The 14338-nt window shown below is 53.9% G+C and carries 12 protein-coding genes; 3 read left to right on the top strand and 9 right to left on the bottom strand.

The window, feature by feature from the left end:
• Nucleotides 1–57 precede the first annotated feature (57 nt).
• The 3 genes from ACTU44_RS19475 to ehuR all read right to left on the bottom strand — a co-directional run bounded on the left by ACTU44_RS19475 (nucleotide 58) and on the right by ehuR (nucleotide 3489).
• Nucleotides 58–1341 carry a TRAP transporter large permease gene (locus ACTU44_RS19475; protein ID WP_114098209.1) on the bottom strand — a complete coding sequence of 428 codons (1284 nt, stop codon included), beginning with the start codon at nucleotides 1339–1341 and terminating at the stop codon, nucleotides 58–60.
• 13 nt (nucleotides 1342–1354) lie between these two features.
• Entirely contained in the window at nucleotides 1355–1936 is a 582-nt protein-coding gene (locus tag ACTU44_RS19470; RefSeq protein WP_258548691.1) for a TRAP transporter small permease, read from the bottom strand.
• 155 nt (nucleotides 1937–2091) lie between these two features.
• A complete protein-coding gene (ehuR, locus tag ACTU44_RS19465; protein ID WP_114098211.1) occupies nucleotides 2092–3489 on the bottom strand; it encodes a MocR-like ectoine utilization transcription factor EhuR in 1398 nt (465 codons plus the stop codon).
• 219 nt (nucleotides 3490–3708) lie between these two features.
• Between ehuR and ACTU44_RS19460 the strand changes: the two genes are divergently transcribed.
• Nucleotides 3709–4728, top strand: a complete 1020-nt coding sequence (locus ACTU44_RS19460; protein WP_114098212.1) for a TRAP transporter substrate-binding protein — start codon at nucleotides 3709–3711, stop codon at nucleotides 4726–4728.
• 133 nt (nucleotides 4729–4861) lie between these two features.
• On the opposite strand, the gene ACTU44_RS19455 is transcribed toward ACTU44_RS19460, so the two are convergent.
• Complete coding sequence (locus ACTU44_RS19455) at nucleotides 4862–5242, bottom strand: hypothetical protein (RefSeq protein ID WP_462096153.1); 381 nt, start codon at nucleotides 5240–5242, stop codon at nucleotides 4862–4864.
• Nucleotides 5243–5469: 227 nt separating this feature from the next.
• Between ACTU44_RS19455 and ACTU44_RS19450 the strand changes: the two genes are divergently transcribed.
• Nucleotides 5470–6078, top strand: coding sequence for a TetR/AcrR family transcriptional regulator (locus ACTU44_RS19450; protein ID WP_462096152.1), 609 nt, complete (start codon nucleotides 5470–5472; stop codon nucleotides 6076–6078).
• Between the two features lie 183 nt (nucleotides 6079–6261).
• Nucleotides 6262–6615 carry a hypothetical protein gene (locus tag ACTU44_RS19445; protein WP_114098215.1) on the top strand — a complete coding sequence of 118 codons (354 nt, stop codon included), beginning with the start codon at nucleotides 6262–6264 and terminating at the stop codon, nucleotides 6613–6615.
• A 121-nt stretch (nucleotides 6616–6736) separates the two neighbouring features.
• Here the strand turns inward: ACTU44_RS19445 and ACTU44_RS19440 are convergent, their stop codons facing one another.
• From ACTU44_RS19440 to ACTU44_RS19420, 5 genes are all read right to left on the bottom strand, one after another.
• Nucleotides 6737–8137 (bottom strand): aspartate aminotransferase family protein, encoded by a 1401-nt coding sequence (locus tag ACTU44_RS19440; protein ID WP_114098216.1) that lies wholly within the window; start codon nucleotides 8135–8137, stop codon nucleotides 6737–6739.
• A gap of 42 nt (nucleotides 8138–8179) precedes the next feature.
• A complete protein-coding gene (locus ACTU44_RS19435; protein WP_462096151.1) occupies nucleotides 8180–9667 on the bottom strand; it encodes an NAD-dependent succinate-semialdehyde dehydrogenase in 1488 nt (495 codons plus the stop codon).
• 181 nt (nucleotides 9668–9848) lie between these two features.
• Entirely contained in the window at nucleotides 9849–10094 is a 246-nt protein-coding gene (locus ACTU44_RS19430) for a hypothetical protein (RefSeq protein ID WP_114098217.1), read from the bottom strand.
• A gap of 29 nt (nucleotides 10095–10123) precedes the next feature.
• The gene (locus tag ACTU44_RS19425) at nucleotides 10124–13339 is read right to left on the bottom strand and encodes an ABC transporter transmembrane domain-containing protein (RefSeq protein ID WP_462096150.1); all 3216 of its coding nucleotides are present in this window, start codon (nucleotides 13337–13339) and stop codon (nucleotides 10124–10126) included.
• An 89-nt stretch (nucleotides 13340–13428) separates the two neighbouring features.
• The gene (locus tag ACTU44_RS19420; protein ID WP_462096149.1) at nucleotides 13429–14208 is read right to left on the bottom strand and encodes an MBL fold metallo-hydrolase; all 780 of its coding nucleotides are present in this window, start codon (nucleotides 14206–14208) and stop codon (nucleotides 13429–13431) included.
• Between the last annotated feature and the right edge of the window lie 130 nt (nucleotides 14209–14338).

Below are 14338 nucleotides of genomic sequence, written 5' to 3'. Positions count from 1 at the left end.
GGTTTCACTTGTTATCGAGTATGTTTCCGGGACGTCCCGGTCCTGTTCCGGCTTTGCCTAGTGGAAGGCAAGCTCGGGCAGGAACAATGCGATTTGCGGAATGAAAATCAGAATCACGGCTGCAAGCAGCAGCATGAAAATGAAAGGTGGCGTTCCGCGAATGACCTCGGCATAGGGTCGCCTGAAGATCGCAATTGCCGTAAAGATATCGCACCCGAATGGCGGTGTGGCTGACCCGATGGCGACCTGCAAGGTAACCAGTGTGCCGACCAGAACCGGGTCCAGACCGGCAGCATTGACCAGCGGCATGAAGATCGGGGTCAGAACCAGAATGACGACAATCGGGTCAACAAACATGCAGCCGACAAAGAAGGCGATGCAGATCGCCGCCAGAATGACATAGGGATGTGCCCCTTCAAGACCCAGGGCACCGATCACATGTTGCGGAATCTGGGCAAAGGAAATCACAAACGAGAATGTCGTGCCTGCGCCAACCAGAATAAACACAACAGCCGTGATCAGGCCTGTTGATCGCGCGATTTCAAGAAGCTCGGACCATTTGACCGATTTGAAAATGATCACTTCAAGGATGATGGCATAGACCACGGCGACCGCTGCGACCTCGGTCGGGCTGACCCAGCCCAGATAGATGCCGCCGACGATCAGAACCGGGAACATGATGGCAGGACCGGCATTGATCACAGCACGACCGCGTTCCGCCCAGGTCATGCGCGGAATGGTCGGGATGTTGTGCTTTTTGGCGTAATACATGCAGTAAAGCGAGAACATGATCAGGATCAGAATGCCCGGACCGATGCCTGCGAGGAACAGTTCGCCAATCGAGACTTTGCCAACGACGCCAAAGACGATCATGCCAATGGATGGCGGGATCAGAAAGGCAATGTCACTGGCGTTAATGATCAGTGCGATGGCGAATTTGTCTTCGTAACCGGCCTTGAGCATCTTGGGGCGCAGCGGTCCGCCCATGGCGACCACGGTGGCCTGTGTTGACCCAGACACCGCGCCGAACATTGTGCAACCAAGTGCGGTGGTCACGGCAAGACCGCCCCGGACATGGCCGACAAAGGTCATGGCCAGATCAATCAGCCGGTTGGCTGTATGGCCCTTTGTCACGATGTCAGCGGCAAAGATGAACATCGGCACGGCAATCAGGGCAACAGGCGAGATGCCCGTCACCATTTGCTGGATCAGAATGCGTTCGGGAATGGGCATGTAAAAGGCGAATGCCACAACACTGGCAGTCGCAAGCGGGACCATCATCGGGAAGCCGAGTACCAGCAGGACCAGCATCACCAGAAGGATTGAGGTTCCTAAATCCATTTTTCCGTCCTCCTTACAGGTGATGATCTTCGGCTTCGAACGTGTCTTCGACCCGATAGGACAGATGCGTGCCGGGTTTGAAGATGTTCGTCGCAGCAGCGAACAGGAACTGAATGCCGGTAACGGTCAGACCGAACGGAACCCAGAGGACGGTGAAGTAATAGGGAATGCGCAAGGCCGGTGTCAGTCGGTTCGACTTGATCAGCGACATCACATAATCAACAGAATACCAGGCCAGCAGGAACAGAAGGCATGCGGTGCCCGTGGTGATGATAATCATCATGATCTTGCCCGACTTCGGGCCAAGCATATCGGTAAAGGCCGACATGCGAATGTGGCGCCCCATGCGGGCCGCCTCGCTAATGCCGACAAAAGTAACAAGAATAATCAGAAACTGATTGAGCTCTTCGGAAAAGAAGATGCTCGAACTGAACCCGAGACGCATGATCACGTTGGCGACGGTATTGACCGCCATGATCACGATGCTCCACCCCAGAAGCTGGCGCTCGATCACGGATAATCCGTCATCAAGATGTTTCAGAATGCCCAGCACCCCGCCACTCGGGGCGGGGGTCTCCCCGTTAGAACCTGACATACGACCTCCTTGATGCGCGTGCGAGACATTGTTGCAGAACGTGCTGTGCGGTGAATGGTTCCCTCCCACACGTGTTGTCGTTCGCTTCGCGCCGGTTTGGTCAGAATAAAAACGCTTTGTCGCGGTTCAATCAGATTTTTGTCATGACACAAAAATCAATACATAACGTCGAAGGCATGGACCCCGGGCATCTGTTCCATCGTATGGCGGATTTGCATCAGGGCGTGATGCAGGGTCGGGGTGTCAGGCGCACCACCAAGGCAGATGCGGATGGCATTCGGGCGGGGAACCTTGACCGTCATGAACGGGTCGGAAATCGTGACGGCAATGCCGTTTTTACGCAATTCAGAGGCGAACCATTCTTCCTGCCAGTGGGCCGGAATTCGGACCCAGGCGCTGAGCGATGTCGGGTGATGGCGCACAACTGCACTTCCCAAAACCTCTGCGACAAGGGCCTGTCTTTCGCGCATCAGGGCACGCTGGACCGTAACGGCCTGTTCGACGGTTCCATCGGCAATCCAGCGTGCCCCGATCTCGGCCATCAATGGAGTCCCCATCCATCCGGTGACACGCAAAACGCTGCTGGCACGAATCGAAAGGTGCTGTGGCACGGTCAGAAAACCGGTCCGAAGGCCGGGCATGACGATCTTGGTCAGGCTTGAAACATGGAAACCGAGTTTGGGCAGGAAGCTTGTGATGGGCGGCAGGTTCTGTTCCAGAAGCGGGCGATAGACGTCGTCTTCTATCACATAGACACCGTAATGTTCGGCAATCTCGGCGATCTTTTTACGGCGTTCAAGACCCATCAGACAGTTGGTCGGATTGGTGAAAACCGGTGTGACGACAAGCGCACGGATCTGTCGATGCTGACATTCCCGTTCAAAGGCGTCAGGCAGGATGCCTTCGTCATCGGTTGGCAGGGCACCAAGCTTGAAGCGCAGGATACTGGCCGTTCCGATCACGCCATGATCGGTCAGGCTTTCGGTCAGGACAACATCATCAGGCTGCACAACTGTGGCAAGGGCCGTAAAGACGCCCTGTGCCGCGCCGTTGGTCACCAGCAGGTTGGGAATGGCAACATCAACGCCATATCCGGCAAGCCATGTGCGGCCGATTTCACGGTGATATTCGAACCCGGCAACCGGTCGGCAGCTTTCCATCCAGCCATGATGGGGTTCTTCGGCAAGGCGTGCGTGGACCTGGCGTGACAGGTCATTGTGAAAATCGGTATAGGCTGCGCGCACGATCGAAAGATCGATCAGGTCAGGCTGGCGGCTATCAAGAATGAAGGTCGAAGCCCGGTCGGTCAGGCGGGCCTGAACAAAGGTCCCGCGTCGCCGTTCGGAGCGCAAATAGCCCTGTCTTTCGACTTCCTTATAGGCCGCACTTACTGTCTGGACGCTGACTTTCAGGCGATAGGCCAGTTCGCGATGCGTCGGCATCCGGACATCGTGACGCAAGCGACCCGATTCGATGTCGGTGATGATCGCTTCGACCAATGCCTTGTATTTCGGGCCTGTTTCGCCGCTGAGATTGATGTCTGGCAGCCACATGGTTCGATTCCCACCCTCTGTGTTTTGCCGAACCCTAACATGAGCTGCGGGTTAATGTGTAGACGTCAATGTTATTTTGTCATGAAACAAAACTAACATTGACCTGATGCAGGAACATTTCAACACTTTGCGCGTTCATGACATTGATGTGCCAACTAAACGCCCCTGATTCCGGGTCAATACTCGGTCGTTGCGCGTAACAATAAGGGAGACTTCGATATGAGTTTGAACAAACTCTTAAAGGCGACCCTGTCTGCTGCCGCCCTGTTCGCAGTAGCCGGGACCGCTGTCCATGCTGAAGAATGGAAATTCGCCCACGAGGAAAGCCCTGGTGATGTTCAGGACCTTTATGCCCAGGAATTCAAACGCCTGGTGGAAGAGAAGACCAATGGTGATGTGACGGTTACCATCTACACCTATGGTCAGCTTGGTACTGAAAATGACATTACGGAACTGACGGCCGCGGGTGCGGTTCAGTTCTCGAACGCGTCGCCGGGCCATCTCGGTACGTTCGTTCCGGAAATTCAGGTCTTTGGTGTTCCGTATCTGTTGTCGCAGGACAACGACGTGAACAAGAAAGTCCTTTCAGGCAGCCCGACCATTTATGATGGTCTGGGTAAGGATTTCGAGTCCAAGGGGCTTAAGCTCTATACCATGTATCCGGAAGGTGAAATGGTCTGGACCACCAAGAAAGAAGTCAAGGAGCCGGCTGATTTCGATGGTGTGAAATTCCGTGTGATGACCTCGCCGATTCTGATCGAGACTTATAAATCGTTTGGTTCGGATCCGGTTGCACTGCCATGGGGCGAAGTTTATTCGGGTCTTCAGACCAGCGTTATCGACGCCCAGGTCAACCCGATCTTCTTCATCGAAAGTGCAAAATTCTATGAAGTTACCGACTACCTGATTTATGCCGGTCAGCAGCAATACACGACCACCGTTGTGTCAAATGCCGATTTCTATGCAGGTCTGTCGGACGAGCGCAAAGCGATGCTTGCAGAAGTGAAGGCCGAACTGGATGACTTCATTTACGAAGCCCAGAAGAAAGCCAACGATTCTGCACTTGAGCGCATCAAGAAAGCCAAGCCTGACATTGAAGTCATTCGTCTGAATGACCAGCAGCGCGCTGCTTTCAAGGAAGCGTCCAAAGGCATTGGCGCATCGCTGGTTGAGGAAGTTGGTGGTGACACCAAGGAAGTTCTCGACTCCCTGCGCAAGGAATTCGGTACGGCAATGTAAGGGTTCTGCCCCTTATACGACCTGAATTGCAAAACCCCCGCAAATCGGATTTGCGGGGGTTTCTTTTCTGCAGAGTTTGCTCGTGGGGGTTGTTCGCGGGGGTTGTTCGCGGGGTTTGCTCGTGGAGGGGCAGTTAGCCACCATTATTGATGCGAAGCGGACTCGTAAGCGTGATGGCAGCAAACAGGGCGGCCGAGATGATCACCATCAGCGATCCTGCCTTTGCCAGTTCTTCGGCGCCGGTCTGATGGGCGATGGCAATGCCGATTCCCATGATAATCGAGCCGGGAATGGCAAACAGAACCTGCAGGCGGGCCAGACGAAGACAGGTGACACCAGCCAGATGATAATAGGTGCCATATAGCGCCAGACTGACCCATCCCAGAAGGCTGAGATGGGCATGTGCGGCAAGGTTGCTGTGGTCTCCGCTAATCGCCATTTGCAGCCCCCAAAGCATTCCGGCAAGTGCGATGAGAGCCGAACTTGTCCAGCAAATGCGCGGTAAATTGTTCATGAAGATGATCCCTATTCATGTTAATTTTGATCTCCAATTTCGAAACTGTACCGTTCAGTTTCAATTTTGGCAAATGATAAGTTGTGGCAATGTCGGTCATGGCAATAAAAGGGAATTTGCAAAAACGAAACTGTCCCGTTTCGCGTTTCTGGTCGAAACTGACCGCCCACATTGCCGTGCTGTGCATTCGGGGATGTGTCCAACCGGATTAACGAAAGGCAAACGCCGTGCGCCTGCCAACGACTCCCAAACAACAGGAACGCTTCGACCGTATTCTTGAGGCGGCAGCGCAGGAACTTCTTGATATGCGCGATGACAGCACGGCTGTTGATCGTATTGCCCAGCGATCAGGTACATCCAAGGCAACCATCTACCGGTATTTCGGAGACAAGACCGGGCTGGAACGTGCGATGGTTGCGTGGCTTTGCGAGCGCGCCCGTGATCCGCTTGAAGACATTGTACCCGATCCCGACAATCCACGGACAACGATGATTGCGATCGGTACGGCATTTGCCCACGGGGTTCTGAACCGTAACGTGATGGATCTGCATCGCTATGTGGTGGCCCGTGCATCTAAGCATCCGGAACTGGGACAGATATTCTGGGAAGCCGGGCCAGAGCGGACATACGGGGCAGCATCGCGATTGATTGCAGCCCTTGATTTGCCCGACCATCTGCGCGCTGTTTCGTCCCGACAGCTGGGAGAATATTTTCTGAACATGCTGACCGGTAGCCTGCAGTTATCCTATTTCTGTCTGGGTGAAAGCGTTTTTGTGACCGATGACATGGACCAGCGTATCGAAAATGCCGTCGCCACCCTTGGACTGGTTTCCTGAGGCGCCAGCTTCTTCCCGCCAGTAGCAGTCACACCACACTATCCTGTCCCGTCATGGAGAGGCCCGTTTATGTGCCTGGCCGTTGCCTGATTTTGGCAAGGCATGGGCATTACAAAACGGGCCTAACTGACATGAAAGGAAAAGACTGTGACTTGTTTTAACTTTCGGAAATGGACGCTTGGCATGGCGTTCATGCCCCTTTTGCTGGGGGCTTTGGTGCTTGCCGTGCCGTCATCTTCGGCGATGGCGGATGTGTATTCGCCAAATGGCGTTTTGCTGAGTTCGGCAGAATGGAAAGAAGCATCAACCGATGGCAAGAAGGTGACGGTGCGGGATGCGCTGACCAATTCGGCCAGCCGCATGATCACAAGCGGGGTCAAGGGTGTGAATGGTTATACCCTGACCGTGATGTCCTTCTGGTCTGACTCGCCAGACGGGGACGAGCTTGTCATTGAAGTTCGCCAGAACGGCAGTGTCAAAGCCACCTGCGAGGTAAGCTCCACCAAAACAGGTACGACCTACGAGACCACCTGCTAGGTCGCGGTGATCGTCGATATATACGAAAGCAGGGGCCGGTCATGGGCCCGGCCCCTGTCATTCCGTCGCACCAAAAAGAAGATTGGTGCGACGGGCATTTGATTATCCGAAACAGACAGTTCTACTTGCCTGCTGCGACTTCGTCGGCGACGGCATCAACAGCCTGTTTGGCGATGTCGACCACCTTGTCGATTTCGGCTTTGGTGATGCAAAGTGGCGGTGCAAAGCCAAGAATGTCACCGTGCGGCATGGCACGTGCGATCATGCCGCGTTCAAGGCAGGCTGCCGAGACGCGCGGACCGATCTTGGCGTTCGGGTCAAAGCGTTCTTTTTTGGTTTTGTCGGCAACAAACTCAAGTGCGGCCATCAGGCCAACACCGCGTGCTTCACCAACCAGCGGATGATCCTTGAAAGTTTCACGCAAGAGATGCTGGAAATAGCCGCCAGTTTCTGCGGCATTGCCTGTAAGGTTTTCACCATCAACGATATCAAGGTTGGCGTTGGCGGCTGCGGCGCAAACCGGATGTGCCGAATAGGTCCAGCCATGACCAATCGGACCCATCTGATCCGATCCCTGTTCCAGAACCTTCCAGACGCGTTCGCCGATGATCACGCCCGAAAGCGGCAGGTAGCCCGACGACACACCCTTGGCAATCGTGATCAGGTCCGGCTTCATGCCGTAATGCTGCGACCCGAAATAGGAACCGGTACGGCCAAACGCGGTGACAACTTCGTCAGCTACCAGAAGCACATCATATTTGTTCAGAACGGTCTGGATGGCATCCCAATAGCCTTCTGGCGGGGTGATGATGCCGCCCGTACCCATGACCGGTTCGCCAATGAAGGCGGCAACGGTTTCCGGACCTTCGCGCAGGATCATTTTTTCAAGATCATCGGCACAACGCTTGGCGAACCCGGCTTCGGTTTCGCCTGCTTCGGCATTCCAGTAATGGTGCGGGCAGGTGGTATGAAGAACGGGCGCGCGCGGAAGATCAAATGCATTGTGGAATGCGGCAAGGCCGGTCAGGCTGCCGGTCATGATGCCCGAACCATGATAGCCACGCCAGCGCGAGATGATCTTTTTCTTCTGCGGCAGACCGCGGATATTGTTGTAGTACCAGATCAGCTTGATATTTGTTTCATTCGCATCCGATCCCGACATTCCGTAATAGACACGCTGCATGCCTTCAGGCGCACTTTTGACGATACGGTCCGAGAGGCGAATGATCGGCTCGTTACTATGACCGACATAGGTGTGGTAATAGGCCAGTTCCTTTGCCTGGGCATAAATCGCATCGGCGACTTCGGTACGGCCATAGCCGATATTTACGCAATAAAGACCGGCAAAGGCATCAAGGGTTTGTTTGCCTTCGGTGTCGTGAATATAGATGCCCTTGCCACCGTTGATGATACGGTTCGGGGTTTCACCTGCGGCGTGCTGGCGCATGTGGGTCGACGGATGCATGAAATGCGCCCGATCCATTTCCTGCAGGTCGGCCGTGGTGTTTTTGATGACATTCATTTTGCTTCTCCCATGTGAATGCGGTGGTCAAAGAAGCGCGCATTACGCGTTGTAAGCGGCGCAGACATATTTGAGTTCAGTAAATTCTTCGAGGCCGTGGCGCGATCCTTCGCGGCCAAGACCGGACTGCTTGACGCCGCCAAACGGAATGGGGGCACCGGTGATCTTCACGCAATTAAGGGCAACCATGCCATATTCCAGAGCGTTGGATACGCGCGCGGCACGGTCGTAGTCCTTGGTCAGCAGATAGGCAGCAAGTCCGTATTCACTGTCATTGGCCTGTGCAATGACGTCGGCTTCGGTATCAAACGCCATGACCGGGGCAACCGGGCCGAATGTTTCTTCGCGATAGATTTGCATGTCGCTGGTGACATCGGCAAGAAGGGTCGGGGCATAAAACAGACCGCCCATCTTCTTGCCGCCAATCAGAACCCGCGCCCCCTTTGCACGCGCATCTTCGACATGTTCAACGCACTTGGCCACAGCACGATCGTGCATCAACGGGCCGATTTCGACATGTTCCTCAATCCCGTTGCCAACCCGAAGGCCTGCGATTGCCTTGGCATATTTATCAAGGAACGCGTCATAGATTCCACGCTGAACAAAAATGCGGTTCGCTGCAAGACAATCCTGACCACTGGTGGCGAACTTTGCATTGAGCGCATGCGAGACGGCTTCGTCGATATCGACATCATCAAACACGATGAAGGGTGCGTGGCCACCAAGTTCCATCGACATTTTCTTGATGGTTTGTGCGCCCTGCGACAGCAATAAACGGCCAACCTCGGTCGAACCGGTGAAGGACAATGCACGTACCAGCGGGTTGCCGCACAGCTCGCCGACGACCGGGTTCGGATCACCCGTGATGACGTTAAACACGCCTGCAGGAATACCTGCGCGTTCGGCCAGCTCGGCAAGGGCGGTGGCCGAGAACGGGGTCTCGGTTGCCGGACGCACAATCATGGTGCAGCCTGCTGCCAATGCGGCGGCGGCCTTGCGCGTGATCATTGCACAGGGGAAATTCCATGGCGTCACGGCGGCGGTAACGCCAATCGGTTCACGCTTGACCGTCATGTTGCGATTGGGCAGGTGCGATGTGATGTTTTCGACATTCACACGCTTTGCTTCTTCGGCATAGAAAGAGACAAAGCTTGCCGCGTAATCGATTTCACCACGGGCTTCATTGATCGGCTTGCCCTGTTCAAGGGTCATCAGCAAAGCCAGGTCTTCCCTGTTTTCGATCAGAAGATCATGCCAACGGCCAAGTGCCTCGGCGCGTTGTTGTGGCAACAAGCCTGCCCATGCCGGAAAGGCTGCGCGTGCAGCAGCAATTGCCTTGCGGGTTTCAAAGACACCCATGTTCGGAACGGTGCCGATAAAGCTTCCGTCGAACGGGTTGGTAACCTCGATAACCTGAAGATTGTCTGCCGAGCACCAGCGACCATCGATATAGGCGTATTCGCGCAGCAGCCGCAGATCGGCAAGCTGGCCTAACGACACGCAACGCTGTTCTTTTGATTGTGCCGTCATGCGGACCTCCTTGAAAACCGGTCGACACATCGGGTCGAGCCTGTTTGTTGAACTACAAGGAAGCTAACAGCAGTTTCTCAGAGGAGGTCTCCGAACTCTGTCTCAATTGATGCGGTTTTTTCCGCATCACATGGTCAAATCAGAATGTTTTTTCTGCGCATATGCGGAAAGGGCTGAAATGTCAGTCTGTTGGGGAATTCAGATATTTCTGCATTTCACGTTTCTGGCGACGCTTTTCCATGATGGTCCGAATAATGATCACGGCAAAAAACAGCACAACGATGCTGGTCGACATCGGAAAGGCAAAGGGAATTCCGACGACAAACAGCAACGCCCCCAGAATGCTGCCGCCAAGAATGGCAATAAACCCGCCAAGCATGACAATTGCGAGAATGGCAGCAAGCAGAATGGAGGCGACTTTATTCATATCAAAATTTTCGGACCCGCATATGACCGTTAATCGTTGTGCCGGCTGGTGAGCTGTCTGGTGGTTTGGTCAAGTCTTTCGGCCAGAACACGGATCAGCTGAACCGCTACCGCCTGATCCTGTCGAACCAGGCCGAGGAACTCGGTTTTATCGAGTTTAAGGACGGTCATGTCGTCGACCGCACGGATGGTTGCAGACCGCGGGGCGTCGACCAGAAGGGCAATTTCACCAATGACTTCCTTGGCGTGAACATCGCGCAATTTCAATGTCTGATGTTCTTCTGTGGTCAGCCAGATTTCACCGCGCCCCGATATGACGATAAAGGCGGCGTCGCCGGGATCGCCCTGTTTGACCAGAACCTCGCCATGTTTGAAGGTCAGGCGCGGGCTGGTAAAGGCCAGAAGTTTGATGACGCTCGGGTCCAGACCGGCAAACAGCGGAATGGTTCGAAGCAGTCTGACCTCCTGATCGATGTTGCCATCCATAAAGATGGCGGCATCATCTTCGGCTTCGGTGGTCTCGCTTGTTCCGTCTTCGCTGTGGCTGCGGCGTTTGACCAGCTTGCCATTCGACATATGCAGGAATGTGTCGAACTTTTCGTTGTCCTGATCATCACCATCGACCCAGATCAGGCTGGTATTGTCATTTTCACCGGTTAGATAATTGATAACACCTTCGCGGGTTTCACGATCAAGGGCAGAAAGTCCTTCGTCCACGACGAGAAGATCCGGGTTTTTTATAAGGGCACGGACGAGAGCGATTTTCTGGCGCAGGGTTTGTGACATGCGACTGCCGCCGACGCCAACCTGACTTTCAAGGCCGAGCGCGACCAGGCCTTCATAAAGGCGGCCTTCATGGGCAATTTCAAACAGTACCTCGCCAACACGTTCTTCCGAATGGGCTCGGCCATAGGCGAAGCGACCAAACAGAAGGTTGTCGATGATGGGGGCGGCGGGGGCATAGCCGTCTGCTTCGAAGAAGTCGATATGTTTGGACAGTTCTTCGGGCAGATTGGCCCGAATTTTCGGTCGGGCCTTAAGGACAAGATCACGGAATTCATCATCTATGACGCGCAAACGGTGACGTGCCGGTGTGATTTGCATGGCAACATCAATCAGGTGCAGACGGTCTTCGTTACGGATGTCATCAACCGCAACACCATCTGTGCGTTTGAGGATGTTTTTGACATCAGGAATCTCATCGGCCGAGACGAAGCTGTAGCGATCGAAAAATTCGTGTCCGGGGGGGAGGCCGGTAAACAGTTCGATCATAAGATCAAGCGTTTCGCGTCCCATATTGACCATCTTGTCATACAAGCCATTCTCGCGAAGGCTTTGCTGAATATAGGGATGGGACAGGAATTCAAAGCGCTTGAAATCGGTGCGTGACGGCGAACCGAACATCAGGTTCACGCCAACAGGGGCGTTGTCGTTGTACTTTTCGATGTCAAAGGGTTCGACAAGATCGGAAAGCTGACGTTCGGCAAGGATTGCCTTAAGGCGCGGGCGGACATCAAGAACCGCTTCAACAAGTTCGGGGCGGTCTTCGGCATTGATCCGGCGTGAAAGACCGATGCGATAAATGTCACGATCCAGTCCGACAACTTCAAGCAGACGCAGAAGTTCACTTTGCAATTCGTCGACGGATTTGTAGCCGGGCCCTACATAGTCAATCCACTCGGCTGACGGATCATAAGGGATGTTCCCCGACATCCTGATCTCGTCATACATTTCACGCGTCAGTTTCCACGGCAGTTCCGTGGGATCAGATAGTTCGACAGCCTCAACAAATTTCGGAAGCGGATATTTGAGGTCTGCATCGGCTTGTTGCGCGCTCTGTTCGAGCCTGGAAACCTCTTTGCCGGTTTTTTTCTTTTCTGCCTTCTGGTCAATGATGACCGGGCGATGTTTGAGGCCATAGAACAGGTTGTCAGCAATGCTGCCGTTAAACAGATAGGCATCAGCCCCGACATAGGCGAGGCGTTGACCAATGATCGAAGACGGGAGTGTCGTGGCGTCTAGGTCGCTGAACTGAATGCGTCCGGTTGTCGGATCAAGAATGCGTGCAAGCAAACGCGCGAGCTGTGACTTGCCGCTGTCTGAAGAACCGGTCAAAAGGGCATTGCCCGGCAATGCCATGTTAAAGGACACGTTTTCTACAACGCGGGTGCCATCATCATCAATCCAGGACAGGGCGCTGACATCCAGCGGGCCGGCAAGTGCCGGTGATTGCTTCACGCTCAGTTGATGTTCCGGGCCGAGATCGGGCAGTTCGAACTGTTCATGCAACTGGTCGTATTTGATGTTGGCATCGGCGAGGCGCTGATAATAGGCCAGAAGTTCTTTCCAGGGGGCGGACATGTCCTTGTAAGCGGCAAGGGCTGCAACCAGCGCACCGAAGCTGAGATCACCGATGATCACCAGATAACCGCCAATGGAATAGAAGAAGAACGGCGTGATCTGGGCAATAAAGTTATTGAGAAACTTGATAAAGAATTTGCGGTAATAGATTTCCTTGCGGATATCGAAAATCCGGCCAAGGCGCTGGGTGAAGTGGGTCAGTTCGAACCCGCGGGTATCGTTGGCGCGGATATCGGTGGCGCCACCTACTGCCTCGCCAATATGTTCCGACATCCGGCGCACATTTTGCACGCGTTGTTTGCCAAGCAGGTTTACCCGGCGTTGCAGTTTGGGAATCAGGTAGCCCTGCAGCGGATAAAAGGCGACCGCGGCAATTCCCATCAACGGGTCCTGAATAAAGATAAAGGCCGAAATCGTAATCAGAATGCCGCCCTGATAAAGCGGTAGAGAAAATGCCTCGCCAAAGAAGCCGCCCAGTGGTTCGGCCTCGGCGGTGATCATCGAAACGATTTCGCCCTGACTGGTTTTGCGAAAATGCGGTAAGGGAAAACGCAGAACCCGATCAAAAAGCTCATAGCGCATCCGGCGCAACATGCGCTCGGCCATGACGCCCTGATAGACATTGATGAAATATTTGAAGCCGCCATTGACGAAAACCAGCGACAGAAAGATCGCCGAAAGCGCAAACAGATATTCGATCTGGTTCAGGGGAGCGCCAAGAATGTCATAAGGTGCACCGGCCCCGCCAATCGCTTCGTTGACGATTTGTTTGGGCAGGTCGAGAGAGTAATACAGGAACGGAAACGAAAGCAGCGTCACCACTGTCAGGATGATCTGCTGAAGGCGACTATGGCGCCAGATATAGGCAAAGACCGATTTTGGCATTCGCACGTCCCGTATGTTGCATTGGAACTTTATCGTCCCTGTCGCTCGTTTTTATTGGGTAGTGTGCAGATTACGCGGAGCCGGTCCGATCAGCCAAGATCGAAACTCTGTCCCGGCTCAATAAATCCGCAAAATCCATCTGCCTTGGCATCCGGTTTGTCATATGCCTGATAATGATAAAGCCACATCTTTGCTTTCACCTCGGCGGGCAATGTGACCAGTTCGTCATAATGGGCATGCACACCGGAATGTCGTGGCCCCAATTCACAATCCTGAAAAATCATATCTGCTTTACGATACAGCGACATATGGGCGTCAGGATTGAAAATCGCATCTGTTGTCAGGAAAAAGGACTTCTTTTCTCCACGCCCGAACAGGGCATAGGAAAACATCGTGGATTCGTTGGTGACAATGTGTGGAACAGGGATGATATCAAAATGCAGCCCCTGCCAGTCAAAGCCGGTTTTGGCAACAAGCGGCAATACGTCGAAATAGGACGATAACTGGCTGTTGCCGTGATCACTGGTCTCAAGACCGCCACGAAGCGAATGTTCCCACAGGGGTTCAAGCAGTTCCTTGACCGCAAGCAGTTTGGCGCGGTGACCGTCAAAAATGAAATAGTTGGCGAGCGCCATCCATTCCAGACCACCGATATGGTCCGAATGCAGATGGCTGATATAGACCGCGTCAAAGTCATTTGGCATGTAGCCGAGATTGCGCAGCGAGTGGCGCGCATCTGAACCACAGTCAATCAAAAGACGATGCGGTTGTTCGTTACCCGACGGGGTCGTTTCCAGAACCATGTTGCTCTGAAAGTTTTCGGCGGCCATGCAAAAGGCCGAGCCTGTCCCCGCAAACGTAAGCTTCATTCCCCGTTCTCCCGATATTTTGTCGAAAGATTAGACGAGGTACGGGGCGTTTAACCACCCCCTTTTATGAGCAAAGTATCAATTTTTATCGATTGGCGGGCTCTGACCGTCTGTCTTTTAGCTGCTTGCA

The organism is Thalassospira sp. SM2505 (assembly GCF_054901115.1).
The sequence above is the reverse complement of the archived record's forward strand: the minus strand, read 5'-3'. Positions and strand labels throughout refer to the sequence as shown.

Excerpts from the sequence above, each read along its gene's own strand:
- ACTU44_RS19475 (WP_114098209.1), bottom strand. The coding sequence starts at position 1,341 with ATGGATTTAGGAACCTCAATCCTTCTGGTGATGCTGGTCCTGCTGGTA.
- ACTU44_RS19470 (WP_258548691.1), bottom strand. The coding sequence starts at position 1,936 with ATGTCAGGTTCTAACGGGGAGACCCCCGCCCCGAGTGGCGGGGTGCTG.
- ehuR (WP_114098211.1), bottom strand. The coding sequence starts at position 3,489 with ATGTGGCTGCCAGACATCAATCTCAGCGGCGAAACAGGCCCGAAATAC.
- ACTU44_RS19460 (WP_114098212.1), top strand. The coding sequence starts at position 3,709 with ATGAGTTTGAACAAACTCTTAAAGGCGACCCTGTCTGCTGCCGCCCTG.
- ACTU44_RS19455 (WP_462096153.1), bottom strand. The coding sequence starts at position 5,242 with ATGAACAATTTACCGCGCATTTGCTGGACAAGTTCGGCTCTCATCGCA.
- ACTU44_RS19445 (WP_114098215.1), top strand. The coding sequence starts at position 6,262 with ATGGCGTTCATGCCCCTTTTGCTGGGGGCTTTGGTGCTTGCCGTGCCG.
- ACTU44_RS19440 (WP_114098216.1), bottom strand. The coding sequence starts at position 8,137 with ATGAATGTCATCAAAAACACCACGGCCGACCTGCAGGAAATGGATCGG.
- ACTU44_RS19435 (WP_462096151.1), bottom strand. The coding sequence starts at position 9,667 with ATGACGGCACAATCAAAAGAACAGCGTTGCGTGTCGTTAGGCCAGCTT.
- ACTU44_RS19430 (WP_114098217.1), bottom strand. The coding sequence starts at position 10,094 with ATGAATAAAGTCGCCTCCATTCTGCTTGCTGCCATTCTCGCAATTGTC.
- ACTU44_RS19425 (WP_462096150.1), bottom strand. The coding sequence starts at position 13,339 with ATGCCAAAATCGGTCTTTGCCTATATCTGGCGCCATAGTCGCCTTCAG.
- ACTU44_RS19420 (WP_462096149.1), bottom strand. The coding sequence starts at position 14,208 with ATGAAGCTTACGTTTGCGGGGACAGGCTCGGCCTTTTGCATGGCCGCC.